The organism is Microbacterium meiriae (genome assembly GCF_040702565.1).
Lineage (GTDB): Bacteria > Actinomycetota > Actinomycetes > Actinomycetales > Microbacteriaceae > Microbacterium > Microbacterium meiriae.
In genome coordinates this window covers 793,711-819,899 of record NZ_JBFBLJ010000001.1, presented here as the reverse complement: position 1 = coordinate 819,899, position 26,189 = coordinate 793,711, and the positions used below count along the sequence as shown (strand labels likewise).

Genomic DNA, 26,189 nt, shown 5'->3' with positions numbered 1-26,189 from the left:
GCCGGATGAGGGCCATGATCTCCGAAGCTGTGCGCGCCGAGGGAGGGCGGCAGGACTCAGACGGCGGCGGCGGCGCGGTCGCCGACGCGCTGACCCACCACGGCCGAGACGCCATCCTGACGCATCGACACGCCGTAGAGCGCGTCGGCGATCTCCATCGTCCGCTTCTGGTGCGTGATGACGAGGAGCTGGGAGCTCTCCCGCAGCTGCTCGAAGACGGTGAGGAGCCGGCCCAGGTTCGCGTCATCGAGGGCGGCCTCGACCTCGTCGAGGATGTAGAACGGGCTGGGACGCGCCTTGAAGATCGCCACCAGGAGCGCCACCGCGGCCAGCGACCGCTCCCCGCCGGACAGCAGCGACAGCCGCTCGATCTTCTTCCCGACGGGGCGGACCGAGACCTCGATCCCCGTCGTCAGCATGTTGTCCGGATCGGTCAGCGAGATGCTGCCGGTGCCGCCGGGGAACAGCAGCGGGAAGACCTGGCCGAACGCCTCCTTGGTGTCCTCGAACGCGCTGGCGAAGATCGTCTGCATGCGCTCGTCGAGGTCGGCGATGATGGTCAGCAGATCCTGCCGGGTCTGCGTCAGGTCCGTGAGCTGCGTGGTGAGGAACGCGTGACGCTGCTCCAGGGCGGCGAACTCCTCCAGTGCCAGCGGGTTGACCCGCCCGAGCTGCGCGAGCTTCCGCTCCGCGTCCGCGAGACGCCGCTGCTGGATGCGGCGGTCGAACGGGATCGCGGTGTCGTCGAGCAGCTCGCCATCGGCCGGCTCCGCCCCGGGATCCCGCGACACGAGCTGGTCCGGCCCATACTCGGCGACGAGCACGTCCTCGTCGAGCGCGAGTTCCGAGGACACGCGCTCCAACAGGCTGTTCAGGTGGAGCTTCTTCTCGTGGATCTGCAGTTCCAGGCCGTGAACGCTCTCCGTGAGCCCGGCCAGACGCTCCCGCAGCGACGACTCCTGGGCGCGCAGCGCGACGAGCTCCTCGTTCTGCGCCGACCGGGCGGCTTCCGCCTCCGCGAGAGCGACGCGGGCTTCGGTCACGGAGCGGTCGAGGGAGTCGAGGATGCGCGGCAGCTCGTCCACGACTCCGGATGCCGCCTCGCGCTGCGCCCGGCGGATGACGGCGCGTCGGGCGGCCTCTGCCGCGGCGTCCCGCTCCTGCTCGCGCTGCCGCTCCAACGCGGTCACCCGGGACTGCGCCGCCCGGACCCGCTCCCGCAGGGTCTCGACCTCCAGACGAGCACGGACCTCGCCCTCGCGGGCGCTCTCCAGTGCCTCCAACAGACCGTCGCGCGCCGAGGCGTCGAGCACCGGACGCGGCGCGGCGACCGCGGAGTCGAGCTCCGCCTTCGCGGCCTCCGCCTTCGCCTCCGCGTCGGCCACGGCGGCCAGCGCCTGGGCGAGTCCGGTCTCCAGGCGATCGCATTCGGCGACAGCGGCCTCGTGACGCACGGTCACCTTGTTGAGCTGCTCCGCGTGCGTCGCGAGGGCGGCGTCGTGCTCGCGCAACGCGCGCAGCGCGTCCTTCGCCTGACGCCGCGTCTCCTCCACGGCCTCGTCGGCGTCGATACGCGCCTCACGGAGGGAGTCGACGACGATCTGGATCTCGGTGAGCCGCTCGGTCGCGGCGTCCCGCTCCGCCGCGAGTTCGAGGCGCGAACGCTCCCCTCCGGAACCCGTGCGCAGGGTCTGAGCGGTGATGACGTCGCCGCCGGTGGTCACGATCGTGGTCGAGGTGTCGCCTCTCGCGTCGAGAATGCGCCGCGCGGCACGCGCCGCATCGAGGTCGTCGGCGATGAGAACGTGCGCCAGGATGCCGAGGATCCCGTCCGGCGCGGTCACCGTCTCCGTCGCGGCGATCACGCCGTCGACGGCCGGGGGTATCGGCTGCTCCCTCGGGGCATCGGCGAGCACGAAGTCGACCACGCCCCGGCGGCGCTCTGCGGCCTCCGCCGCGAGGATGAACGCATCCTCCGCGGAACCGACCAGCACACCCTCGGCCAGCGGACCGAGGACGGCCGCGATCGCGGCTTCGTATCCCGCCCGCACCTGCACGGCATCACCGACGAGACCGCGGACCCCTGGACCCCCCTCGGCGACGATCTCGGCGGCGCCTCCCGACAGCGACAGGGCACTGCTCAGGGCGGCGGCCTTCGCGGTGAGGGCGTCGACCTCGCGCTCGGCGGCATGCAGCCGTTCGCGCAGGCTCTCCCGTTCCGCCTCCGCCGCCGTCGCCGCACGCTGAGCGCTCTCGTAGGCCGCGGCGTACTCGACGGCCGTGCCCTCGGGGGCCTCGGCGTCGCCGATCGCCTCCAGGGCTTCTTCGGCCTCTCGTCGCCGGGCGTGCGCGGCTTCGAGGGCGTTCTCCTGGCGGAGCACGGCGCCGCGGACGGCGGCCAGGGCCGATGCCGCCGCATCGGCGTTCCCGCGGAGCGAGGACAGTCGCATGTCGTACTCGGAGACGAGCGCGCTCTGCTCCGCGATGTCCACGTCGAGCGTGTCGAGCTCGGCGCGGGCGTTCACGACCTCGCGACTCGCCGCAGCCGCGGCGTCCTGCGCATCGCCGAGGCCGGACGAGATCGTCTCGATGTCCTCCTTTGCCTCGTCGATCGTCGCCTGTGTGACGGTCACCGCGGTCACGGCCGCGTCGTCTTCCTCGGACCCGAGAAGCGCGAGGCGCTGGTTGGCGAGAGTGTAGAGCCCGCGCACCCGCTCCTGCACCTGCTCGAGCCCGAAGGCGACGCTGCGCGCCTCGTCGACGGCGATCGAGTTCTGGTTCTTCTCCAGCCGAGCGATCCCGGCGCGCACGGTCTCGGCCTGGTCGGACAGCACCAGGCGCTCGGTGTGCCGCTCCTGCTCGGTCCGGGTGTGGTCGGCGAGGGCTGTGCGCAGCGCAACGACGTCGTCGGCGAAGAGTCGGGCCTTGGCATCGCGGACGACGGCGGCGATGGTCTGCGCCTCGCGCGCGATCTCGGCCTGGCGGCCGAGCGGCTTGAGCTGGCGGCGGATCTCCCCCGCGAGATCGCTCAGACGCGTGAGGTTGGCCTCCATCGCGTCGAGCTTGCGCAGCGTCTTCTCCTTGCGCCGACGGTGCTTGAGGATGCCCGCCGCCTCCTCGATGAAGCCGCGTCGATCCTCCGGCGAGGCCTGGAGCACCGTGTCGAGCCGTCCTTGACCCACGATGACGTGCATCTCGCGGCCGAGGCCGGAGTCGCTGAGCAGCTCTTGCACATCGAGGAGACGGCAGCCCTCCCCATTGATCGCGTATTCGCTGGAGCCGTTGCGGAACAGCGTGCGGCTGATGGTCACCTCGGCGTATTCGATGGGCAGCGCGCCGTCCGCATTGTCGATGGTGAGCTGCACCTCGGCACGCCCGAGGGGGCCGCGGGTCGACGTGCCGGCGAAGATGACGTCCTCCATCTTCCCGCCGCGGAGCGTCTTCGCTCCCTGCTCCCCCATCACCCAGGCGAGGGCGTCGACGACGTTGGACTTGCCGGAGCCGTTCGGTCCGACGATGCACGTGACGCCGGGCTCGAACACGAAGGTCGTCGGCTGTGCGAACGACTTGAACCCCTTGAGCGTCAGGCTCTTCAGGTGCATGGGGCGACCGCTCGTCCGGGGAGATTCACGCCGCTACGCTACCGGAATCCCGCGGAACGGCCGGTATCCCGCGCGGTCGTCACGGACCCCGGCTCGATCGCGACACGCCGGTGCTAGCACGAAATGCTTGACGATCTCCTGTGAGTTTCGCTACGGTGGCCTCCGGATCGCCACACGAAAGGAGGTTACCGATGATGATCACTCAGCACACCGCAGAGGTCTTTGGCCTCGCCGCGCCTGCGCACTCTGCGCCGCGCCACGCGGCATCGGTGACCGCCGGCGTCCGTCACGGCTCGCTCGGCTAGAACCGCAGCCTGGGAACGCAGACCCGATCCGGGTCTTCTCCCGCCTGTTCTGTCGCGTCCCACCCTCTGATCCCCTCGGATCATGGATCCCCGCCTCCGGCCTCCGCATTCCGCGGCTCCACAGGCGCTGCTCTCGTCCGCACCCGTCGCGGCCGACGACTCGGTCCTGACGTGGTGCTTCCGCACCCCATCCCTCCCTTTCGAAGGAACCATCGTGAACATCACGCTGTCACGCAGCACCACCCATCCGCCCGATACCGAGGACCGCGAGGTCCTCCAGATCCCCCGCGACGACGAGCTGCGTCAGCTCGGCATCGCGGACCGCCTCTCGCTCCGGATCGGCCTCTGGCTGTTCCAGCGGGCGCAGCGGCCCCGGCGTCCGCGCCGGTCGTGGACCGTCGATCCCGGCGACCTGTTCCTCGTCGGAGAGCAGCGTCACCGCTCGGCTGCGGAGGCGCACGCCCTCCTCATGCACGACATGCAGCGCGGAATGCGCTGACAGACGATGACGACCGCATCGACGCCGACCCGGCGTCCGTCCGTACAGCTGCGGACGGACGCCGGGCCACCCGGCACCTCCTCCTCCCTCCGACACGAAGGACCCGACATGACGACCGCCGCACTGACGATCACGCCGCTGATCGTCCCGGCCACCCTCGCCGATGCGAACGCCGCGGACTTCCGCGCCTACGGCGCCCTCAATCGACAGATCTGCGACGAGCAGGTCGGCCTCCCCGACCTCGCCCCGGACGCCGCGCAGATGCTGCCCAACTGGCAGGACGACTCCGATGCGCTGGACCTCGGATTCGTGGCGCGCGAGGGGGACGACATCATCGGCATGGTGACGGTGTCCTTCGCACAGGAGGAGGACGCGCACGCCGCCGAGCTCGACCTCCTCGTCCCGGCCGCCCACACCGGGCGTGGTGTCGAGGACGCGCTGCTCGACCGCGCCGAGACCGAGGCCAGGGAGCGCGGCCGGAGCGTCCTGCAGATCTGGACCCTCCACCGCCCCGAGGAGGCCGACCGCATGCTCCAACCGCGCACGGGATGGGGGCGCATCCCGGCGACAGCGCTGAGCGACGTGGTCGAAGCCCGCGGCTTCACGCTGGAGCAGGTGGAGCGCAACAGCGAGCTCGACCTGCGTGCCGACCCGGAGCCCCTGCGCCGCGCGTTGGGCGCGGCGCTCACGGCGGCGGGTCCGGACTACCGCGTGGTCGAGTGGGAGCTGCCCACCCCGCCGGAGTTCCGCGACGGATACGCCGCGGTGCTCGCCCGACTGTCGACCGACGCCCCCAGTGGCGACATGGACTTCGTCGCCGAGGTCTACGACGCCGATCGGGTCGTCCGCCGCGATGCTCGTCTCACGGGCGCCGGCCAGACGGTGTCCGTGGTCGCCGTGGAGCATGTCCCGTCCGGCACCCTCGTCGCGTACAACGAGCTGCTGATCGGTGCGGAGAAGACCGGGACCACCCACCAGTTCGGGACGCTGGTCGCCAAGGACCACCGCGGCCATCGCCTCGGAACGATCGTGAAGTGCGCCAACCTCCTGCGGTGGCGGGAGCTCGTCCCGGATTCGGACGTGGTCTCCACGTTCAACGCGGAGGAGAACCGGCCGATGCTCGACATCAACGAGGCGATCGGCTTCGTCCCCGTGTCGTACGCGGGCGCGTGGCAGAAGAAGATCTGAGGACGAGCGGTAGCCGTCATCCTCTCGGATGACGGCTACCGCTCAGCTTCATCCGCCTGACCGACGACACCGGCACAGGTCTCCGGCGAGGCTGGGAACATGAACACTCCCGTGATCGAGGCCCACGCCCTCGTGAAGACCTACGGCGTCACACACGCCCTCGCCGGAGTCGACCTCACCGTGCACCGCGGCGAGTCCGTCGCCATCATGGGAGCGTCGGGGTCGGGCAAGACCACACTCCTGCACGTGCTGGCGGGCATCACCGCCCCGGACAGCGGGCGCGTGGTCTTCCACCCGTCCACCGGAACGCCCATCGAGGTGACCGCGCTCGGCGAGGCGGCGCGCTCCCGGCTGCGTCGCGAGCGATTCGGGTTCGTCTTCCAGCAGGGACTGCTGATCCCCGAGCTGACGGCAGTGGAGAACGTCGCCCTCGCCTCGATGATCAACGGCGTCGCGAAGAAGGACGCACTCCCCCACGCGGCGTCGTGGCTCGCGGCACTGGGGCTCGGCGGCATGGAGGAACGGCGCATCGGCGAGCTGTCGGGAGGACAGGCCCAGCGCGTGGCCATCGCCAGAGCCCAGGCCACGGGTGCGGACCTCGTCTTCGCCGACGAGCCGACCGGCGCCCTGGACTCGCACACCTCCGCCGAGGTCATGGACGCGCTCCTGTGGTCCACGACCGGACAGGGCCGCACCCTCATCGTCGTCACGCACGACGCCGACGTCGCCGCCCGCTGCACCCGCACGGTCGCTGTCCGGGACGGCCGCATCCTCGGTTCGGCGGTGAACGCGTGAACCTCTCCGTCCTCGGCCTGCTCCTGCGTCCCGCTCCCGGACAGCGGAGCGTTCTCGCGCTCCCGATCGTCGCCTTCGCGGTCGTCACGACCCTCGTCCTCACCGTCGTCGGCGGGGCCCAGGCCTTCTGGACCTGGACCGACGACGAGGCCGTCCTGTACCAGGCGCTCGCCGCCATCGCCCTGGTCCTCCTGGTCGTGCCGCTGGCCTCGCTCGGCGGCGCCGCCGCCCGCTTGTCCGCCCGACGCCGCGACGAACGTCTCTCCACTCTGCGTCTGCTCGGGGTGACTCCGGGCGGGGTGACGACGGCGACCGTCGTCGAGTCCGTCCTCGTCGCCGCCACCGGCGCGATCATCGGTGTCGGCGGCCATCTGGCCCTGAGCCCGCTCATCGGTCTGATCCCGTTCCGTGGCGAGCCGCTCGGCCTGCCTGCGGTCGTGCTCCCTCCGGTGATGATCGCCGCTGTCGTGGCCGGCGTGCTCGTGCTCGCCGCCGGAAGTGCCGTCGTGGGGCTGCGCCGCGTCGTCATCTCGCCACTCGGAGTCCGAACGCGCACGGCGCCGACGAACGTGCACTGGGTCCGGGCCGTCATCGCGGTGGTGGGCATCGCCTTCGCGTTCGTGCTCGTCAAGGTCTTCCCGATGATCGGCGGGATCGTGGCGACGATCGCGGTGCTCGCGGCGACGTTCGCGCTCGCCCTCACGGTCCTGAACGTGCTCGGCCCGTGGGTGCTGAAGGTGTCGGCGGGACGTCAGCTTCGGCGGGCGGAGCGTCCCGAACGTCTGCTGGCCGCACGCCTCGTGCTCGACGCTCCGAAGGCAGCCTGGCGTCAGGTCGGCGGGATCGCGATGGCGAGCTTCATGGCCGTCTTCGCCGGCACCGGCGTCGCCCTCCTCGACACGATCGGGGCCGGTGACGATCCCTCCAGCATCGCGCTCGCGGAGGACATCCGCACCGGGCTCATCATCACCCTCGTCGGCTCGTTCCTCATGGTGGCCGCCTCCGTCGGTGTGAATCAGGCCTCGGACGTGCTCGACAAGAGCGACCTGCACCGGAGCCTGCACCACCTGGGTATGCCCGTCGAGACCGTGGACCGCGCGCGCCGTCGCGCGATCATGTCGCCGCTGCTGGTCACGGCGGTGGGATCCGCACTGTGCGCTGCGGTGCTCGTGTTCCCGCTGGTGGGGATCGCGCTGATCGTCGCGCCCCTCTCGCTGATGACGATCGCGACCGTCGTCGCCGTCGGCATCGGAGTCGTGTGGGCGAGCACCTGGGCGACCCGCCCGCTGCTGGATCGTGCTTTCGCTCCGGCGTGAGGCGGTGGCGGACCGGGTGCGAGCCTCTCCAGGAGGCGTCAGCACCCCGACGAACTCGGTCCGTCAACGACGATGCGGGGCTGCGGGTGACGAGTGTCACCTTCGCCGAGGATGCATTCGACCGATCAAGCGACCTGCAGCCGGCTATCGCCGGCGACGTACTCGACGACGAGGTCTCCGCCGACAGCTTCAATGTACTTTCGAACCGTGCCGATGCGCGCGCTGTCGAGATCGCCATTCTCGATCTTCGAGACCTGACGTTGACCAACGCCGATGCGCTCGGCGAGCTGAGCTTGGCTGAGTCCGAGTCGCTCACGGAGTTCACGCAGCCGGTACGCGCGCACCTCGCCCAGCATCCGTTCCTTATGCGCGTCGACACGTGGACGGTTCGCAGGACGCCTCTCGAGCAGCCGCTCCGGGGTGAGAGCCATCATGATCACTTCCTCTTAACCTTGTCGTTCTCTGTCTTCGTCTTCATCCGGGCCAGATGCTCGGCGAATCGAGCGTCTGCGATCGGGATGTTCTCCCGGTACCACTTCTTCCAGTTGCCGGCCTTGTCACCGGCGACCAACATGATCGCCTGCCGCTGGGGATCGAAGGCGAACAGCACCCGAAGTTCCGACTTGCCGGACGAGCCTGGGCGAAGCTCCTTCATGTTCTTGTACGAAGACCCCTTCACCGTGTCGACGATGGGGCGTCCCAGCTGGGGACCGTGTTCTTGGAGGAGCTCGATGGCAGCGATGACCTGATCGTAGGTGTCGTCATCCAGGTTCATCACCCAATCCTCGATCAACCCAAGATCGACGGTCCACATGCTCCACAGTCTAGACCCTGCATGGTCTATCGGCAACGGGAAGTCACCGCGCATCGGCCCGGGTCAGCGCCTCCGCTGGCAGCGCGGGCAGAAGTGCGAGGAGCGGTTCATGAAGGCGGCACGGGTGATCGGCGTGCCGCAGCGCGGGCAGGGCTTCCCCCCGCGACCGTAGGCGTTCAGCGAGTGCGCGAAGTAGCCGGCCTGCCCGTTGACGTTGACGTACTGGGCATCGAAGCTCGTGCCGCCCTCGGCGAGAGCCTTCTGCAGGACCGACCGCACCTCGGCGAGCAGGCGATTCACGGCCCGGGTCGGCAGAGCGTCGGCCGGTGTCTCCGGATGGATGCGGGCCGCCCACAGCGACTCGTCGGCGTAGATGTTGCCGATGCCGCTCACGACACCCTGGTCCAGCAGCACCCGCTTGATCGCGCTGTGCCGCCGGGCGAGGGCAGCACGGAAGACCGCGTCGTCGAAGAACGGGTCGAGCGGGTCACGCGCGATGTGCGCCACCTGCGTCGGGATCCGGGAGGGACCGTCGGGGACGAGGGCATCGACGGCCAGCGATCCGAAGGTGCGCTGATCGGCGAACACGATCGCGAGCTCGCCGTGTCGCGGGTGCTCAATGCTCAGACGGATCCGCTCGTGCCGCTCGGATGGAGCGTCCGGCGCGCGGAGCAGCATCTGGCCGCTCATGCCCAGATGCGCGATCAGAGCGGAGTCGTCGGAATCGAGCGGCAGCCAGAGGAATTTGCCCCGCCGCGCGGCCGCGGTGAAGCGGCGACCCTCCAGACGATGGACGAAGTCCACGGCTCCGGCGGTATGCCGAGTGAGAGCGCGTTCATCGAACACGCTCACGCCGGTGATGACGGCGTCCACCGCGGCCGGGGCGAGGCCCGAGCGGACGACCTCGACCTCGGGGAGCTCAGGCACGTTCGCTGAGGGTGCGCCAGGCGCTGAGTGCCGCCGCCATCTCCGCCGTCTTCTTGCTGCTGCCGGCACCCGTCATGCGAACGTCGCCGACGGCCACGGTCGCGGTGAAGCGCCGGTCGTGGTCGGGGCCGCTGGCCTCGACCGAGTACTGCGGCGGCGTGGCGCCGAGGCGTGCCGCGAGCTCCTGCAGGCTGGTCTTCGGGTCCATCGCCGCGCCGTACCGCTCGGGGTCGGCGAGCAACGGCTCGGTCAGACGCAGGACGAGCGCCGTCGCGGCCTCGGGCCCGGCGGACAGGTAGGTGGCGCCGATGACGGCCTCCATGGTGTCCGCGAGGATCGAGTCCTTGTCGCGACCACCGGTCTGCTCCTCACCGCGTCCGAGCAGCAGGTGACTGCCCAGATCGATGCCGCGAGCGACCTCCGCCAGGGCGACCGTCGACACGACGCTCGCACGACGCTTCGCCAGCTCCCCCTCGTCGAGCTCGGGGTGCCGTGTGAACAGCATGACCGTGACGGCCTGCCCCAGCACCGAGTCGCCGAGGAACTCGAGACGCTCGTTGTGCGGGATGCCGCCGTGCTCGTACGCGTAGGAGCGGTGGGTGAGGGCCAACTCCAGAAGCTCCGCGTCGATATCGACGCGGAGCTTGTCTGGGAGAGGCCTCGTCCCCCCGGGGACCTCCGTCACGGTTCGCGACTCAGACGTCGGCGACCTTGCGGCCCTTGTACTCGAGGAAGAGCTCGGTGCCCTGCGAGTCGGTGACGACCTTCGCCTGGTGCGGACGGCTGTAGACGACCTTGCCGTTCTCGATGGTCTTGACGAGCGCGGGGGCCTCCGCCTTCCACTGCGCGCGACGCGAGCGGGTGTTCGAACGGGAGACCTTGCGCTTCGGGGGGTTACCAGCCATGACTAGCTCTCTTCTTTCTCGGCGGCACCGCGTTCTGCCGTGCCGTCCTGGTCTGTGATCTGCTGGAGCGCGCTCCACCGAGGATCGATGGGAGCGGCCTGCTCCGTTCCGGTGCTCTCGGTCAGCCTCTCGCCTGTGACCGGGTCGAGCCCGAGGCAATCCGGCTGACACACCGGCTGAAAAGGAAGGGCCAAAACGGCCGCATCCCTGACGAGAGTTTCAAGATCCACGTGGTCGTCTTGAACCTCGAAGTCAGTTTCTTCCTCACCAGGATACGCGAAAAGCTCCTGGAACTCGACTTCGACGGGCCGGGCGATGTCGGTGAGGCATCGACCGCACACGCCGACGTACTCGCCCTCCGCCTCTCCGGTGACGAGGATGCCCTCGTGGACGGACTCCAGGCGCACGTCGAGATCGAGCTCCGAGCCCGCTTCGAAGGAGACGATGCCCTCCCCCCACTGCTCCGTCAGGGGCACCGAGAAGGAGTGCTCGCGCATCTCCCCCGGGCGCCGGACGATGTCACGGACGGGGAGGACGAAAGGGCTGTTGAGTCGGGAACGCACCCCGCCATGCTACCCGGGTCACCGGAGAGGAGGGCCGGGAGACCGCCGGGAGCGGGACGCGGATCAGATCCCGCGCGCGCCGGTGTCGAGGAACGAGGCGACCGCCGGCGGCACGAAAGGCGACACGTCTCCACCGAGGCTCGCGACCTGCCGCACCAGGGAGCTCGAGACCATCGCATGCGCGGGGTCAGGGAGCAGGAAGACGGTCTCGATGTCGGCGAGGTGCCGGTTGACGATCGCCATCGGCGACTCGTACGCCACGTCGACCTGCGAGCGGATCCCCTTCACGAGCACGCCGGCGTTCACATCGCGCGCGTAGTCGACGAGCAGACCCATGCTCCAGGACCCGATGACGATGTCGCCCGCCATGCCGTCCTCGGCGATCGAGCGCTCCAGGAGTGCCAGCCGCTGCGCGATCGGCAGCATCGCCTCCTTGCCCGGGTTGTGCACCACGAGCACGTGCAGCTCGTCGTAGAGGGCGGCCGCACGCCGGATCACGTCGAGGTGACCCAGGGTCGGCGGATCGAAGGAACCCGGGACGACGGCGATCCGGCTGCTCATGGCATCCAGCCTAGGGCACCCGGAACGGCGATCAGTTCTTCGCGAGCGCCGCGCGATCCTCGTCGGTGACGCGCCGTCCGATGGCCTCCCGGAGCCCGGGATGCGCCGCCAGCTCGGGGTCGATGGCGAGGATGTCCTCCGCGAGCTCGCGAGCCCGGGTGATGAGGGCGGCATCCTTGACGACGCGCAGCAGTTTGAGGGACGACCGCACACCGGCCTGTGCCGCGCCGAGCACGTCGCCCTCGCCGCGGAGTTCGAGGTCGACCTCGGCCAGCGCGAAGCCGTCGAGGGTGGCGGCGACCGCGTCGACACGCTCACGGGCCACCGATCCGGCCTCGGCCTCGGTCACAAGCAGGCAGAGTCCCGGGACGCCGCCTCGCCCCACCCGACCGCGGAGCTGGTGCAGCTGGGAGACCCCGAAGCGGTCCGCGTCCAGCACGATCATCGTCGAGGCGTTGGGGACGTCCACGCCCACCTCGATCACGGTCGTCGCGAGGAGGAGGTCGATCTCCCCGCGAGCGAAGGCCTGCATGACGGCGTCCTTCTCCTCGGAGGGCATCTTCCCGTGGAGCACCGCCCGCCGGAGCCCGCCGAGGGTCGGATGGGTGGCCAAGGCCTCGTCGAGCTGGACCACGCCCCAGCGGGGGCCCTTGCCGCCCTCGGGGGCGAGCAGCGCCTGCTCCCCCGCCTCGGCCGTCTTCGCTGCGGTGTCGATGGCCGCGCAGACAGCGAACACCTGCCGGCCCTGCGCGATCTCCTCCGCTGCCCGTTCCCACACCCGGTTGAACCAGCCGGGATGCTCGGCCAACGGCGCGACGTACGACTCGATGCCGGCGCGGCCGGCCGGCATCGTGCGGATGACCGAGGTGTCGAGGTCGCCGAAGACCGTCATCGCGACCGTCCGCGGGATGGGCGTCGCGGTGAGGACGAGCGCGTGCGGGCTGGATCCCTTCGCACGCAGCGCCTCCCGCTGCTCGACCCCGAACCGATGCTGCTCGTCGACCACGACCAGCCCGAGGTCGGCGAACGTGGTCTTCTCCCCGAGGAGCGCATGGGTGCCGACCACGATCAGCGCCTGGCCGGAGGCGACGCGCAGCGCGGCCTTGCGACGGTCGGCAGCCGGCATCTGCCCGGTGAGCAGGGTCGGCATCAGCAGGGGGGCGAGCTGCGGACCGAGCATCTTCGTGATCGAACGCAGATGCTGCCCCGCGAGGACCTCCGTCGGCGCGATCAGAGCCGCCTGTCCCCCGCTCTCGGCGACCTGCAGCATCGCCCGCAGGGCCACCAGCGTCTTTCCCGAACCGACCTCGCCCTGCACCAGTCGGTTCATCGGCCAGGAGCCGACGAGGTCGTCTGCGATCTGTGCACCGACCGTCTCCTGGTCGGGCGTGAGCGTATAGGGCAGGGCGGCGTCGAAGCGTTCCAGGAGGCCGCCTGGGGTCGCCGGCCGCGAGGTGGCGGCCAGAGCCCGCACCGCGTCACGCTGCTGGAGCAGGGCCGTCTGCAGGGTCAGCGCCTCGTGCATGCGCAATGTGCGCACCGCGGGATCGATGTCGTTGCGGGAGCGCGGGCGGTGGATCGCCTCGAGCGCCTCCCGCGCCGTCAGCAGCTCCTCGCGGGTGCGGATCTCCGGGGTCAGCGGGTCCGGCACGGTCCGGAGGTCGTCCAGGACACGACCGACGAGCCGAGCGATCTGCCACGTCTGGATCGCGGAGGTGGCCGGGTAGATCGGGATCGGTACGGCTGCCCTGGCATCGGCACGCCGCCGCGCCGCGTCCTCGTCGTCGAACAGTTCGTACTCCGGGTGGGCGAACTGGGTCATCCCGTTGAACTCGCCGACCTTGCCGGAGAACACGCCACGGCGTCCGACCGCCAGATCCTTGGAGCGCCATTCCGCTGCGCCGACGTTCTTCGCGAAGAAGGTCAGCGACATGCGCCCGACGCCGTCGCCGATGACGACGTCGACCATGGCTCCCGGCCGGTTGCGCATCCGACGGAAGCTCGACGAGAGGACCTCCGCCACGATGGTGACGGTCTCCCCGATGGGGAGGTCGCGGATGGGGGTGAGCTCGCCGGGGTCGGCGTACCGACGCGGATAGTGCGCGAGCAGGTCGCCGACGGTCTTCATGCCGAAGGCGCGGTCGAGCGTCTTGGCCGGCGCCGCACCGAGGGCCTCCTCCAGCGAGGATTCGAGCGTGAGCGACATGCTCCGAGTCTAGGGAACCGCACGGACACGACCGCCCGCGCCCTGTCGTATCGTGAACGGGTGACGAGGATCATCGCCGGAACGGCACGCGGCACCCGGCTCGACGTCCCCGGTGCCGGGACACGGCCGACGAGCGATCGCGTGCGCGAGTCGCTGTTCGGCGCCCTGGAGTCGCTCGACGCGATCGCGGGTGCCAGGGTACTCGACCTCTACGCGGGCTCCGGCGCGCTCGGGCTCGAGGCCCTGAGCCGCGGCGCCCGAAGCGCCGACCTCGTGGAGCGCAACCGGCAGGCGGCAGCCGTCGTACGCCGCAACGTCGCGGCAGTGACGAAGGCATCCGGCGCCGCGTCCGCGAAGGTCCAGGAGGCGACCGTCCGGGCGTTCCTCGGCCGAGCGTCCGGGTCGTACGACCTCGTGTTCACGGATCCGCCGTACGACATCGACGACGAGGCGATGGACGGTGACCTGGCCGCCCTCGCTCCGCTGCTCAGCGACGACGCCGTCGTGGTCGTCGAGCGTGCCCGCCGTTCCCCGACCCCCGACTTCACGGCGGCCGGGCTCCGCGTGTTCCGGGAGAAGACCTACGGCGACACCACCCTCTGGTGGGCCGAGCCGGACCGCGACGAGCCGGCGTCCGCAGCCGTTCAGCCGGAGACGGAGTCCCAGTCCCGGTAGGGATCCCAGCCGCTGACATCCACAGGACGGTCGTCGCAGAGCAGGTCCTCGTCGCCGCGCGACCGCACGACACCGATCGCGCGGAACCCCGGCGGCAGCACGCCGTCCGGGAACGTCGCGAGCAGTGCATGGTCCTCACCGCCCGCGAGCGCCCGCTCCGGGTTCGCGCCGAGCGCCGCGCCGTCCAGCGCGAGGGTGACGCCGGAGGCCTCCGCAAGGCGACGCGCATCGAGGGCGAGGCCGTCCGAGACGTCCATCATCGCGGTCGCGCCGGCGGCCGCCGCGGCGACGCCGAGGCCGATGGGCGGGGATGGTCGCAGCTGCGCGGCGACCGCGGCGCTCTCCCCCGCCGCGAGGGCCGCAGGATCGACCGGCATCGGCGTCTCGCCGTCCCGGAAGCGTCCGAACAGCACCGCCAGTCCGTGCGCGGCATGGCCCAGCTCCCCCGCCACGGCGACGACGTCGCCCGATCGCGCCCCCGCCCTGGTCACCGGCGGGCGGCCTTCGAGGTCGCCCAGTGCCGTCACGGCGACCGTGAGCACCTCGGACACCGTGAGGTCGCCGCCGACGACCGCGCACCCGGGGGCCAGCGCCGCGCAGGCCTCGCGGAAGCCGTCAGCCAGGCGCTCCACGAAGGACAACCGGAGCTCACGCGGCACGGCGAGAGCCACGAGAAGGGCGGTGGGACGCGCGCCCATGGCGGCGATGTCGGCGAGGTTGACCGCCGCCGCCTTCCACCCGAGGTCGTAGCCGCTCGTCCAGGCGAGGCGGAAGTCCGGCCCGTGCACGAGGGTGTCGGTCGTCGCGACGACGGAGGCGGAGGGAGCCGCGATGACGGCGGCGTCGTCACCCGGCCCGAGGAGCGTGTGCGCGCCGGGCGCGGTGCGCTGGAGGATGGCGCGGAGGATGCGGCCCTCCGAGAGATCTCCCAGGCGCGGATCGTCGGAGTCGGGTCGGGAGGGCATGTCGTCAAAGGTAGCCTGGATGCATGCTTCGTTCCCGCCGCCTCGCTGCCGTCGCGGGGTCGATCGCCCTCGCCGCCGGACTCGCCGGATGCTCCACCACCGTGCACCTCGAGCCTGCGGAGGACGCGAACGACCCGGCCTGCGCGAACGTCTCCGTGCTCCTGCCGGACACCGTCGGCGGCTACGAGCGGGTGTGGACCGACGCGCAGGCGACAGGCGCGTGGGGCGATCCCACGGTCGTCCTGCGTTGCGGCGTGGAGCCCCCCGCCCCGTCCGACCTCGTCTGCACCACCCTCGGTGGCGTCGACTGGTTGGTCCTGGAGCAGGAAGACGAGCGCCAGCGCCTCGTCACCTACGGTCGGGAGCCGGCCATCGAGGTCATCATCCGCCGCGGCGAGCAGGTCGACTTCCAGTCGATCGTCGACAGCCTCTCGTCGAACATCCAGTCCGGACTCGCACCGGCCACCGCGCAGTGCACGGACCGGGTGGAGTTCCCCGCGAGCTGAGCGCCTGCGGGGAACGCCGATGTCAGCGGCGCAGACCCGCCTCGACCAGTTCGGTGATGAGATCGCCGTAGCTCAGCCCTGACGCGACCCAGCACTTCGGGAACATCGAGATGGGCGTGAATCCGGGCATGGTGTTGAGCTCGTTGACGACGAGCTCGCCGTCCGGGGTGAGGAACATGTCGACGCGGGCGAGGCCACGACCGTCCACCGCCTGGAAGGCACGCACGCCGGCTTCCTGGACGGCCGCCACCTCCGCCTCGCTCAGCTCCGCGGGGCACACCACATCGACGCCGTCGCCACCGAGGTACTTGCCCTCGAAGTCGTAGAAGCCGCGGTCGGTCAGCACGATCTCCCCCGGAAGGGAGGCGCGGACGCCGTCGGCGGTCTCCAGGACCGCGACCTCGATCTCCCGCCCGGTGATCCCGGCCTCGATGAGGACCTTGTCGTCCTCGGCGAAGGCGATGGCGAGGGCCGCATCGAGCTCCTCCGGAGCCGTCACCTTCGAGACGCCGACGCTCGATCCGGCGCGCGCCGGCTTGACGAAGACGGGCAGGCCGAGCTCGACGGCACGGCGGCGCACGGCCGCAGGGTCGACGTCCCACTCGCGGCGGCGCACGGTCACGCCCGGTGCCACCGAGATGCCGGCGGCCCGCAGCGCGATCTTCATGAAGTGCTTGTCCATGCACAGCGCCGAGTCGAGCACGCCGCCGCCGGCATAGGGCACCTCGAGCGTGTCGAAGTAGCCCTGGATGGTGCCGTCCTCGCCGTGGGGTCCGTGCAGGATCGGCAGCACGACGTCGATCTCGCCGAGCCCCTCGGTCGCGCCGCCGGGGTGCACGACGCGCAGGGTGCGGTCGCCGCCGGGTTCCGGCCAGAGCACCCGGGTGCCGTTGTCCACCACCTCCGGGAGATGCGCGGCGTCGAGCGGGAACTTCGCCGGGTCGTCGTCCTCCAGGACGAAGGCGCCCTCGCGGGTGATCCCCACCGGGATCACGGCATACCGGTCACGATCGATCGCGCCCAGCACTCCCCCCGCCGTTGCGGAACTGATCGAATGCTCGCTGGAGCGCCCTCCGAAGAGCACCACCACCGTCTGCTTGTCCATGGTTGGTCCTCTCCCCCTGCGGGGTGTCGTCGTCCGTCGTCAGATGCGGGGCGATGTCCCGGGGATCCATCTTGCCGTCGAGCACCATCTTCACCTGCTCCACGATCGGCATGTGCACATCGGCTTCGCGGGCGAGCTGCAGCACGGGGGCGACCGAGGCCAGACCCTCCGCGGTCTGCTGCATCTGCTTCACCACATCCTGGAAGCTGTATCCCTGTCCGAGCAGCCGCCCGGCGGTGTTGTTGCGGCTCAGCGGCGACTGACACGTCGCGATGAGGTCGCCGAGCCCCGCCAGTCCCTGCAAGGTCTCCGGCTGGGCACCGTTCGCCACCGCGAAGTCGGTCATCTCGACGAGGCCGCGGGTGATGATCGAGGCCTTCGTGTTCTCGCCGTAGCCCACGCCGTCGACGATCCCGATGGCGACGGCGATGAGGTTCTTGAGCACCCCGCCGAACTCCGTGCCGATGACGTCGGTGTTCACGAACGTGCGGAAGTAGGAGTTGCGCGCGGCGCGGGCCACGACGTCCGCCGTCTCCTGGCTGCGCGACGAGATCACGGCCGCGGTCGGCTGCTCCCGCGCGATCTCCAGCGCGAGGTTGGGGCCGGAGGCGACGGCGACCCGGTCGGGATCGCACTGCAGCTCCTGCTGGATCACCTGACTCATGCGCAGTCCGGTGCCACGCTCGACGCCCTTCATGAGGCTGACGATCTTCGCGTCGCCCGAAGCGATCAGCGGGCGCAGCGCCTTGAGGTTCTCCCGCAGCGACTGACTCGGCACGGACAGGTAGACCTGGTCGACGCCCTCGAGGGCGGTCGCCAGCTCATGCGTGGCCGCCATCGTGCGGGGTAGGTTGATGCCGGGCAGGTAGCGCGAGTTGCGCTTCGCCTCATGGATCTCGTGCGCCAGCTCCGCACGGCGCGCCCACATCGTCACGTGGGCGCCGCCGTCGGCGAGGATCTTGCCGAACGTGGTGCCCCAGCTGCCGGCGCCGATCACGGCGACGCGGGGTCCGGCCGGCGCGGTTCTCTTAGGGGTCAAGGCGTCCGGTCTCCTTCTGGCCGTGGCTCGCCGGATTCCAGCGCTCCGCGGGGGCCTTCTCGCCGCGCACCTGCTCCAGCAGCGCGGTGATCGCGTTCATGAGGCGGTTGGTGGCCTCCGTCAGCGCCGCCGGCTCGCCGGCGCGACCGCGGAGGTCGGACACGTCGACGGGGTCGCCGATGATCACGGTGACGGGCTTCCGGAGCGGCCAGAGGCTCAGCCCCTTCTGGTAGCGGCCCATGATCGCCTGAGTCCCCCACTGGGCCATGGGGATGAGCGGGATGCCGTCGGCGAGGGCGAGCCGCACCGCTCCCGACTTGCCGCGCATCGGCCACATGTCGGGGTCTCGGGTGAGCGTGCCCTCCGGGTACACGATGACACCGCGACCGTGCTCCACGAGAGCCGCCGACTGGGCCATCGTCTGCTTCGCGGAGGACGCCGAGGACGTGCGCGCGACCGGGATCATCCCCGTCTTGCGCAGGAACCATCCGAGGACGGGCACCCGGAAGAGGCTCTCCTTGGCCATGAACCGCGGGGCGCGCCCGATCCGCCAGACCGCCATGGCGACGATCAGCGGATCGAACTCCGAGTAGTGGTTCGGCGCGAGGACGAATGAGCCCTCGCGCGGCAGCTTCTCCGCACCGACGATCCGGATCTTCGCGATCAGCGACACCACCGGGACGACGATCGCCGCGAGCGGCCAGAAGACGCTCGGACGCGTCTTCTCCGGAGACCGGGACGCCATCGGGCTCACCGGATGACGTCGAAGTCGGCGCCGAGCGCGTCGAGCTTGGCGAGGAACTTCTCGTATCCGCGGCTCAGGATGTCGACCCCCGACACCTTCGACTCGCCCGTGGCCGTCAGCGCCGCGATCACGTGGCTGTAGCCGCCGCGCAGATCGGGGACGACGATGTCGGCGCCGTGGAGCGGCGTCGGGCCCGTGATGACGGCGGCCTGCTCCAGGTCACGACGCGGCACGCGCCGCGGGCCGTCCTGCAGCCCGCGCGGGTGCACGACGATGTCGGCGCCCATCTTGACGAGCGCCTCGGTGAAGCCCATGCGGTTCTCGTACACGGTCTCGTGCACGACGGAGCGGCCGTGCGCCTGGGTGAGCGCGACCACGAGCGGCTGCTGCCAGTCGGTCATGAACCCGGGGTGCACGTCGGTCTCGATCACGACCGGCTTGATGTCGCCGTCGCGACGGAAGAGGATGCCGTCCTCCTGGATGTCGAACCAGCCGCCCGCCTTCCGGAAGACGTTGAGGAAGGTGAGCATCTCCTGCTGCTTCGCGCCGCCGACGAAGATCTCGCCGTCGGTGGCCAGAGCGGCCGAGGCCCACGAGGCCGCCTCGTTGCGATCGAAGATCGACCGGTGGTCGTAGCCGCGGAGCTTCTCGACGCCCTCGATGAGGATGACGCGGTTCGGCTCGTAGGAGATGATCGCGCCCATCTTCTGCAGGACGGCGATGAGGTCCATGATCTCGGGCTCGATCGCCGCGTTGCGCAGCTCGGTGATGCCCTCCGCCCGTACAGCGGTGAGGAGCACCTGCTCCGTGGCGCCGACGCTCGGGTACGGGAGGTGGATGTTGGCACCGTGCAGACGGGCCCCGCCGGTCGAGAGGCGGATGCCGCTGGGGAGCTTCTCGACGATCGCGCCGAACTTCCGCAGCGCGTCCAGGTGGAAGTCGATCGGCCGGTCGCCGATGCGGCAGCCGCCGAGGTCGGGGATGAACGCCTGGCCGAGGCGGTGCAGGAGCGGACCGCAGAACAGGATCGGGATCCGGGAGGCGCCCGCATGCGCGTCGATCTCCTCGAAGTGGGCCGACTCGACGTCGCTGGGGTCGAACACCAGGGAGCCGGGCTCGTCACCCTCCGACACGCGGACGCCGTGCACCTCGAGCAGCGAGCGCACCACGGCGACGTCGCTGATGGCCGGCACGTCGCGCAGGACGCTCGTGGTCTCCCCGAGCAGAGACGCGACCATCGCCTTGGTGGCGAGGTTCTTCGCGCCCTTGACGTCGACGCGTCCGCGCAGCGGACGGCCTCCGCGGATGGCGAGGACGTCTCCGGTCAGCGCGGGGACGTCGTCGGAGAGAGCGTCGCGCACGGGTGTCGTCATTCGGGGCCTCACTTCATTCATCGGGGGCGGGGTTACCCCTGGCTCCCCCGCCCCCTCCGTCTCACTGGACGGGGAGGGTCCGCGGCCGCCACGACTCGCGACGGGCCTCGAACTGCGCGATCTTGTCTTCGTTGCGCAGCGTGAGCCCGATGTCATCGAGCCCTTCGAGGAGCCGCCATCTAGTGTAATCGTCGATCCCGATGTCGGCCTGGAAGCGGGCCTCCGCGCCTCCGGTGGGGTCGCCGATGGCGGCGGTGCGCGCCTCGAGGTCGACCGTCATGCGCGCGCCGGGATCGGCGTCCATGATCGCCCAGAACCGCTCCAGATCCGCCTCGGAGATGGTCGCCGCGAGGAGGCCCTGCTTGCCCGCGTTGCCGCGGAAGATGTCGGCGAACCTCGGGCTCAGCACGACCTTGAAGCCGAAGTCGCGAAGGGCCCAGACGGCGTGCTCACGGCTGGAACCGGTACCGAAGTCCGGCCCGGCGACGAGGACGGAGGCCCCCTGATACGGCGCCTGGTTGAGCACGAACTCCGGGTCCTGCCGCCAGCCGTGGAACAGCGCGTCCTCGAAGCCCGTCTTGGTGACGCGCTTGAGGAACACCGCGGGGATGATCTGGTCGGTGTCGACGTTCGACCGCTTCAGCGGCGCGGCGATCCCCGTGTGGGTGGTGAACTTCTCCATGGTCAGGCCTCCAGATCGCTCGGGCTGGACAGGGTGCCGCGGATGGCGGTCGCCGCCGCGACGAGCGGCGACACGAGGTGCGTGCGGCCGCCCTTGCCCTGGCGCCCTTCGAAGTTGCGGTTCGAGGTGGAGGCGCAGCGCTCCCCCGGGGCGAGCTGATCGGGGTTCATGCCCAGACACATCGAGCATCCTGCGAAGCGCCACTCCGCCCCGAAGTCCTTGATGACCTGATCCAGGCCCTCGGCCTCGGCCTCCAGTCGCACGCGGGCGGAACCGGGGACGACCATCACCCGGACGCCGTCGGCCTTCTTCTTGCCCTGGATGATGGAGGCGAAGGCCCGGAGGTCCTCGATGCGGCTGTTCGTGCACGAGCCCATGAACACCGCGTCGACCGGCACCTCCTTCAGGGGCGTGCCCGGCGTCAGGTCCATGTACTCCAGCGCCCGCTCGGCGGCGGCCCGCTCGTTCGGGTCGGCGATCTCCGCCGGGTTCGGCACCGAGGCGGAGAGCGAGCTGCCCTGGCCGGGGTTCGTCCCCCACGTCACGAACGGCTCCAGCTCGTCGGCGTCGATGAAGACCTCGGCATCGAAGGTCGCGCCCTCGTCGGTCGGCAGCGTGCGCCAGTAGGCGACCGCGTCGTCCCAGTCCTGGCCCTTCGGCGCGTGTGGACGCCCCTCGAGGTAGGCGAACGTCGTCTCGTCCGGAGCCACCATGCCGGCGCGGGCCCCCGCCTCGATCGACATGTTGCAGATCGTCATGCGGCCCTCCATGGAGAGCGCGCGGATCGCGCTGCCGCGGTACTCGAGCACGTAGCCCTGACCGCCGCCGGTGCCGATCTTGGCGATCACGGCGAGGATGATGTCCTTCGCCGTGACGCCGGGACGCAGCGTGCCCTCGACGTTGATGGCCATCGTCTTGAACGGCTTCAGCGGCAGCGTCTGGGTCGCCATGACGTGCTCGACCTCGCTGGTGCCGATGCCGAACGCCATCGCGCCGAACGCGCCGTGCGTGGACGTGTGCGAGTCGCCGCAGACCACGGTGATCCCGGGCATGGTGAGGCCGAGCTGCGGGCCGACGACGTGGACGATCCCCTGCTCCGCGTCCCCCAGGGAGTGCAGACGCACGCCGAACTCGGCGGCGTTGCGGCGCAGCGTCTCGATCTGCGTGCGGCTGGTCAGGTCGGCGATGGGCTTGTCGATCTCCCACGTCGGCGTGTTGTGGTCCTCCGTGGCGATGGTCAGGTCGAGCCGGCGGAGCGGCCGTCCCTCGCTGCGGAGGCCGTCGAAGGCCTGCGGGCTGGTGACCTCGTGCACGAGGTGCAGGTCGATGTAGATGAGGTCGGGCTGGCCGTCCTCGCCCTTGACGACGAGGTGGTCGTCCCAGACCTTCTCGGCGAGCGTCCTGGGGCGTGCGGAATCCGCACCGGCGGTGGTGGTCATGGCGTGTCTCCTGTGGATGGCGGTTCGGCCCACGATGGACTCCGCGACGAGGAGGGGCTCAGATCGAGGTCTCGCCGCGGCCGCTAAGAAGGAGCACGGTCCGCATGACGTCAGGTTACCACCGCTCGGACACGCCGAGACACGCCGTGACACTCTGTTGCTCACCCGATCGACCGAGAGGCCCCCGCATGACCGTCGAGACCGCCCGCTTCGCCACCCGCGCCGTCCACGCCGCGAGAGGCCGAGCCGCTGCCGCCTCCCGCGTGACGCCGATCTACCTGACGGCGGGCTTCGAGTTCGACGACTTCGATCACGCCGCCGACCACTTCGGTACCGGCACCGGATTCGGGTACACGCGCACCGGCAACCCCACGGTGCACGCGGTGGAGCGGCAGCTCGCGAGCCTGGAGTCCGGTGCCGACGCCGTGCTCGTGGCCAGCGGACAGGCCGCGGTGACGACCGCCCTGCTCTCGGTCGTGGGGGCGGGCGATCACATCGTGTCCTCGACCCACATCTACGAGGGCACCCGCGGGCTGTTCCTGGACAACCTCGCCAGACTCGGCATCGAGACGACGTTCGTGGACGACATCGCGGACCCGGATGCCTGGCGCGACGCCGTGCGCCCGACGACCAGGGCGCTGTTCGCGGAATCGCTCGCGAACGCGCGGAACGACATCCTCGACGTCGCGGCGGTGAGCGCGGTGGCCGACGAGATCGCCGTTCCGCTGATCGTCGACAACACCCTGGCCACCCCGGCTCTCCTCCGGCCGCTGGAGCACGGCGCGGCCATCGTGGTGCACTCGGCGTCGAAGTTCCTCGCGGGTCAGGGCGCGGTTCTCGGCGGCGTGGTGATCGATGACGGCCGATTCGATGCCGACCGCGCCGGGCACAACGCCCCGCACCTCGTGCTGCCGGGACGGGGCGGCGCCCCCAGCGTCTTCGCCCGGCACGGCGGCCGCGCGCGCATCGGGTACGCCAGAGAGTCGGTGGCTCCGCGGTTCGGTCCCTCGCCCTCGCCCCTCAACGCGTTCCTGATCGGCCAGGGCACCGAGACGCTCGGCCTGCGCGTGGAGCGGCAGTCGCAGAACGCCCTCGCCGTCGCACGCTGGCTCGCCGCGCATGACGCCGTGGAGAGCGTGGACTACGTCGGCCTGCCCACGCACCCGCACCACGAGACCGCGGTGCGTTACCTCGACGGCGGCTTCGGTTCGATCTTCACCTTCACGTTGCGCGGGGGTCTCCCCGCGGCCCGTCGCTTCGTGGAGGAGGTGTCCGTCTTCACGCACATGACCCACATCGGCGACGTGCGGTCGCTCGTGCTGCACCCGGGCACCACCAGCCATGCGCAGCGCACCGACGAGGAGCGCCGGATCCTCGGTGTGGGCCCCGGCACCCTCCGACTGTCGATCGGCATCGAGGACGTGGACGACCTGATCGGCGATCTGGCGCGGGTGCTCGAGAGCGTCCGGGAGACGGTGGCATGAGCCGCCTGCAGCACTTCGGGTGGTTCCTCGCCCGGGGCTTCGGCCCTCAGGGGTGGGGCTATCCATCCCTGGACTGGGACTACGACTGGACACGACCGGAGATCTACCAGGAGGCCGCGCGCACCCTCGAGCAGGCCGGATTCGACCTCGTGATCGTCGAGGACAGCCCCTCCCTCGGCTCAGCGGACACGATCGATCTGCGCGTGCGTCACGCGTTCGGCGGCCCGAAGCACGATCCCCTGCTGCTCGCGCCGTACCTCTTCCAGGCGACCCGTCACCTCGGGGTCGTGCCGACCGTGAATCCGGCGGCCTCGCTGCCGTACACGTCGGCGCGCCAGTTCGCGACGCTGCAGCATCTGAGCGGGCACCGGCTCGGCCTCAACGTGGTCACCGACACCGGCAGCGCCCGTCACTTCTCCGCGGCCCCGCAGCTCGGCCACGACGAGGCGTACGACCGTGCCGAGGAATGGCTCGCCGGCATCCGCGCGCTCTGGCGGAGCTGGGACGAGGGCGCCCTGGTCGCCGACCCCGCCTCCGGCGTCTATGCGGACGGCACCCGCATGCGCCCGGTGCAGCACCGCGGGGCGCACTACGACTTCGACGGCCCCTTGAACGCCCTGCCCTTCACGGACGGGGAGCCGACCATCGTCTCCCCCGGCGGCTCGGGGCGCGGCCTGGCGTTCGCGGGTGCCAACTCGGACGTCCAGCTCGCGCTCGCACCGCTGCACGAGAAGGCGGTACGGGAGTATCGGCAGCGCGTGCACGACGCCGCGATCGCCCGGGGACGCCGTGCCGAGGACGTCAAGATCCTCTTCGCGATCCAGCCCGTGATCACGGCGTCCGCCGAGGAGGCCGACCGGATCGTGGCCGCCTCCGCACGCCCGGACGACGCCGCACTCGCGCAGATCGCCCGGAAGCAGTCGAGTGATCTGGAAACCGATCTCACGGCCCTCGATCTGGACCGTCCCCTCGACCCTTCGGTCTTCGGAGCCCATGTCTCCCGCGGGAGCATCCAGCGGCTGATCGGCGACCGCGGAGAGGATGCCCCGCTCCGCGCGCACCTCACCGCACTCGCCCGCACCGGCCGGCTGCACGACCGCAGCGGTTTCGTGGGCACCGCAGAGGAGTTCGCCGATCTCGTCGAGGAGCTCGGTGAGTGGGGCAACGACGGCGTGCTGCTCTGGGGCGACTTCCACCCCGTGACCCTGCACCGCACGCTCGACGAGCTGGTGCCGATCCTCCGCCGCCGCGGGCTGCTCCGGCGCGAGTACGCGGACGGCGGCCTGCAGGCCAACCTGCAGGCGTTCTGACCCGCTCCGCGCGGACTCAGTCTCCGACGTGAGCGACGCGCTTCTCCGCTCGCTCCTCCCTGGACGACGCGATCAGGCTCGCGATCGTCGCGACCGTCATCGACACGAGGATCACGCCGAGCGACACCATGTTGTCGATGTCGGGCACCCACTCCACGTGCTCGCCGCCGTTGATGAACGGGAGCTCGTTGACGTGCAGCGCGTGCAGGATCAGCTTGATGCCGATGAACCCGAGGATGACGGCGATGCCGTAGTGCAGGTAGCGGAGGCGGTCCAGGAGGTCGCCGAGGAGGAAGTAGAGCTGGCGCAGCCCCATGAGGGCGAAGATGTTCGCGGCGAAGACGAGGAAGCCGTTCGTCGTGATCTCGAAGATCGCGGGGATCGAGTCGATCGCGAAGATGAGGTCCGTGACGCCGATCGTGATGAACACGATGATCATCGGCGTCCACATGCGCGTCCCGTCGACGGTCGTGCGGATCTTCGAGCCGTCGTAGGTCTCGCTGATGTCGATCCGACGGCGGAGCAGCCGGACGATGAAGTTCTCGCGCTTGACGTCGTCCTCGTGCTCGCCCTCCGGCATCGCCTGCCGGATGGCGGTGTAGACGAGGAAGGCGCCGAACAGGTAGAAGATCGGCGAGAAGTTCTCGATGATCGTCACGCCCACGAGGATGAAGAGCCCGCGCAGGACTAGCGCGATGATGATCCCGACCATCAGCACCTGCTGCTGCAGACGTCGCGGCACCGCGAACTGCGCCATGATCAGCACGAAGACGAACAGGTTGTCGACGGAGAGGCTGTACTCCAGCGCCCACCCGGTGATGAAGTCCCCGGCGTTCTGCCATCCGCCCACATTGCCCAGCAGCACCGCGAAGAGCAGCGCGAGGCCCACGTAGAACACGACCCACAGCGTCGACTCCTTGGTGGAGGGGATGTGCGGGCGCAGCCGGATGAGGAGCAGGTCGCCGATCAGGATGATCGTGAGGACGACCATCGACGTGATCTCGAACCAGACGGGGATGTCCACGGGCGCTGTGCACCTTTCGCGAGGGGTCGGGAATGAGTCGAAAGTCTCTCCCCCGCAGATGTGCGGCGCGCGCCCGGAGCAGCGGTGTCGATGCTCGTGATGACGTTACGCGCGGATTCGGGATACTCCCTCTCGCCCGGGCCATGCTACCGGAGGTGGGA

The 26,189-nt window shown here is 70.4% G+C and carries 25 protein-coding genes; 8 read left to right on the top strand and 17 right to left on the bottom strand.

Translation table 11 applies throughout. The features are described from left to right. Nucleotides 1-56 precede the first annotated feature (56 nt). Nucleotides 57-3,602, bottom strand: a complete 3,546-nt coding sequence (gene smc / locus AB0310_RS03915; RefSeq protein ID WP_366236622.1) for a chromosome segregation protein SMC — start codon at nt 3,600-3,602, stop codon at nt 57-59. A 519-nt stretch (nt 3,603-4,121) separates the two neighbouring features. Between smc and AB0310_RS03910 the strand changes: the two genes are divergently transcribed. The 4 genes from AB0310_RS03910 (at nt 4,122) to AB0310_RS03895 (ending at nt 7,705) form a co-directional block, all read left to right on the top strand. After that, entirely contained in the window at nt 4,122-4,406 is a 285-nt protein-coding gene (locus AB0310_RS03910) for a hypothetical protein (protein WP_187663970.1), read from the top strand. Nucleotides 4,407-4,514: 108 nt separating this feature from the next. Further along, complete coding sequence (locus AB0310_RS03905) at nt 4,515-5,594, top strand: GNAT family N-acetyltransferase (RefSeq protein WP_187663969.1); 1,080 nt, start codon at nt 4,515-4,517, stop codon at nt 5,592-5,594. Between the two features lie 99 nt (nt 5,595-5,693). Then, complete coding sequence (locus AB0310_RS03900) at nt 5,694-6,389, top strand: ABC transporter ATP-binding protein (RefSeq protein ID WP_187663968.1); 696 nt, start codon at nt 5,694-5,696, stop codon at nt 6,387-6,389. After that, on the top strand, nt 6,386-7,705 hold the full coding sequence (locus AB0310_RS03895; RefSeq protein ID WP_187663967.1) for an FtsX-like permease family protein: 1,320 nt from the start codon (nt 6,386-6,388) through the stop codon (nt 7,703-7,705). Before AB0310_RS03900 ends, AB0310_RS03895 begins: the two co-directional genes overlap by 4 nt. Before the next feature lie 125 nt (nt 7,706-7,830). On the opposite strand, the gene relB is transcribed toward AB0310_RS03895, so the two are convergent. The 8 genes from relB to AB0310_RS03855 all read right to left on the bottom strand — a co-directional run bounded on the left by relB (nt 7,831) and on the right by AB0310_RS03855 (nt 13,681). Next, complete coding sequence (gene relB, locus AB0310_RS03890; protein ID WP_366236621.1) at nt 7,831-8,139, bottom strand: type II toxin-antitoxin system RelB family anti-toxin; 309 nt, start codon at nt 8,137-8,139, stop codon at nt 7,831-7,833. Nucleotides 8,140-8,141: 2 nt separating this feature from the next. Then, nucleotides 8,142-8,519 (bottom strand): type II toxin-antitoxin system RelE/ParE family toxin, encoded by a 378-nt coding sequence (locus AB0310_RS03885; RefSeq protein WP_366236620.1) that lies wholly within the window; start codon nt 8,517-8,519, stop codon nt 8,142-8,144. A gap of 63 nt (nt 8,520-8,582) precedes the next feature. Beyond that, complete coding sequence (gene mutM, locus AB0310_RS03880) at nt 8,583-9,446, bottom strand: bifunctional DNA-formamidopyrimidine glycosylase/DNA-(apurinic or apyrimidinic site) lyase (protein WP_259951669.1); 864 nt, start codon at nt 9,444-9,446, stop codon at nt 8,583-8,585. Further along, a complete protein-coding gene (gene rnc, locus AB0310_RS03875; protein WP_060923098.1) occupies nt 9,439-10,131 on the bottom strand; it encodes a ribonuclease III in 693 nt (230 codons plus the stop codon). The genes mutM and rnc overlap by 8 nt, the downstream gene beginning before the upstream one ends. Nucleotides 10,132-10,141: 10 nt before the next feature. Beyond that, nucleotides 10,142-10,351 (bottom strand): 50S ribosomal protein L32, encoded by a 210-nt coding sequence (gene rpmF, locus AB0310_RS03870; protein ID WP_013586329.1) that lies wholly within the window; start codon nt 10,349-10,351, stop codon nt 10,142-10,144. Between the two features lie 2 nt (nt 10,352-10,353). Then, on the bottom strand, nt 10,354-10,848 hold the full coding sequence (locus tag AB0310_RS03865) for a YceD family protein (RefSeq protein ID WP_025103319.1): 495 nt from the start codon (nt 10,846-10,848) through the stop codon (nt 10,354-10,356). Between the two features lie 129 nt (nt 10,849-10,977). Next, the gene (gene coaD, locus AB0310_RS03860; RefSeq protein WP_187663965.1) at nt 10,978-11,475 is read right to left on the bottom strand and encodes a pantetheine-phosphate adenylyltransferase; all 498 of its coding nucleotides are present in this window, start codon (nt 11,473-11,475) and stop codon (nt 10,978-10,980) included. A gap of 31 nt (nt 11,476-11,506) precedes the next feature. Continuing rightward, complete coding sequence (locus AB0310_RS03855) at nt 11,507-13,681, bottom strand: ATP-dependent DNA helicase RecG (RefSeq protein WP_366236619.1); 2,175 nt, start codon at nt 13,679-13,681, stop codon at nt 11,507-11,509. 60 nt (nt 13,682-13,741) lie between these two features. Here AB0310_RS03855 and rsmD point away from each other — a divergent pair, with 60 nt between their 5' ends. Further along, nucleotides 13,742-14,356 (top strand): 16S rRNA (guanine(966)-N(2))-methyltransferase RsmD, encoded by a 615-nt coding sequence (gene rsmD, locus AB0310_RS03850; RefSeq protein WP_259951674.1) that lies wholly within the window; start codon nt 13,742-13,744, stop codon nt 14,354-14,356. Here the strand turns inward: rsmD and thiL are convergent. Further along, nucleotides 14,326-15,321, bottom strand: coding sequence for a thiamine-phosphate kinase (gene thiL / locus AB0310_RS03845; RefSeq protein WP_366236618.1), 996 nt, complete (start codon nt 15,319-15,321; stop codon nt 14,326-14,328). The two genes, rsmD and thiL, sit on opposite strands and share 31 nt — an antisense overlap. Before the next feature lie 23 nt (nt 15,322-15,344). On the opposite strand from thiL, the gene AB0310_RS03840 reads away from it, so the two are divergent. Beyond that, nucleotides 15,345-15,827, top strand: coding sequence for a DUF3515 family protein (locus AB0310_RS03840; RefSeq protein WP_187663961.1), 483 nt, complete (start codon nt 15,345-15,347; stop codon nt 15,825-15,827). A gap of 22 nt (nt 15,828-15,849) precedes the next feature. Here the strand turns inward: AB0310_RS03840 and AB0310_RS03835 are convergent, their stop codons facing one another. The 6 genes from AB0310_RS03835 to leuC all read right to left on the bottom strand — a co-directional run bounded on the left by AB0310_RS03835 (nt 15,850) and on the right by leuC (nt 22,210). Then, nucleotides 15,850-16,932, bottom strand: a complete 1,083-nt coding sequence (locus tag AB0310_RS03835) for a D-alanine--D-alanine ligase family protein (protein ID WP_366236617.1) — start codon at nt 16,930-16,932, stop codon at nt 15,850-15,852. After that, a complete protein-coding gene (locus tag AB0310_RS03830; protein WP_187663959.1) occupies nt 16,832-17,971 on the bottom strand; it encodes an NAD(P)H-dependent glycerol-3-phosphate dehydrogenase in 1,140 nt (379 codons plus the stop codon). Before AB0310_RS03830 ends, AB0310_RS03835 begins: the two co-directional genes overlap by 101 nt. Next, nucleotides 17,961-18,716: a lysophospholipid acyltransferase family protein gene (locus AB0310_RS03825; RefSeq protein WP_187663958.1), complete on the bottom strand. Its 756-nt coding sequence runs from the start codon at nt 18,714-18,716 to the stop codon at nt 17,961-17,963. Before AB0310_RS03825 ends, AB0310_RS03830 begins: the two co-directional genes overlap by 11 nt. Nucleotides 18,717-18,721: 5 nt before the next feature. Then, nucleotides 18,722-20,089, bottom strand: a complete 1,368-nt coding sequence (gene murA, locus AB0310_RS03820) for a UDP-N-acetylglucosamine 1-carboxyvinyltransferase (RefSeq protein WP_280569504.1) — start codon at nt 20,087-20,089, stop codon at nt 18,722-18,724. A 61-nt stretch (nt 20,090-20,150) separates the two neighbouring features. Continuing rightward, nucleotides 20,151-20,771 (bottom strand): 3-isopropylmalate dehydratase small subunit, encoded by a 621-nt coding sequence (gene leuD, locus AB0310_RS03815; RefSeq protein ID WP_025103309.1) that lies wholly within the window; start codon nt 20,769-20,771, stop codon nt 20,151-20,153. Nucleotides 20,772-20,773: 2 nt separating this feature from the next. Continuing rightward, entirely contained in the window at nt 20,774-22,210 is a 1,437-nt protein-coding gene (gene leuC / locus AB0310_RS03810) for a 3-isopropylmalate dehydratase large subunit (protein ID WP_025103308.1), read from the bottom strand. Nucleotides 22,211-22,398: 188 nt separating this feature from the next. Between leuC and AB0310_RS03805 the strand changes: the two genes are divergently transcribed. Together AB0310_RS03805 and AB0310_RS03800 are read left to right on the top strand one after the other, a co-directional pair. Further along, the gene (locus tag AB0310_RS03805; RefSeq protein WP_366236616.1) at nt 22,399-23,694 is read left to right on the top strand and encodes an O-acetylhomoserine aminocarboxypropyltransferase/cysteine synthase family protein; all 1,296 of its coding nucleotides are present in this window, start codon (nt 22,399-22,401) and stop codon (nt 23,692-23,694) included. Further along, nucleotides 23,691-25,004, top strand: coding sequence for an LLM class flavin-dependent oxidoreductase (locus tag AB0310_RS03800; protein WP_366236615.1), 1,314 nt, complete (start codon nt 23,691-23,693; stop codon nt 25,002-25,004). The genes AB0310_RS03805 and AB0310_RS03800 overlap by 4 nt, the downstream gene beginning before the upstream one ends. A gap of 16 nt (nt 25,005-25,020) precedes the next feature. On the opposite strand, the gene AB0310_RS03795 is transcribed toward AB0310_RS03800, so the two are convergent. Continuing rightward, complete coding sequence (locus tag AB0310_RS03795) at nt 25,021-26,028, bottom strand: TerC/Alx family metal homeostasis membrane protein (protein WP_366236614.1); 1,008 nt, start codon at nt 26,026-26,028, stop codon at nt 25,021-25,023. Nucleotides 26,029-26,189: the final 161 nt, after the last annotated feature.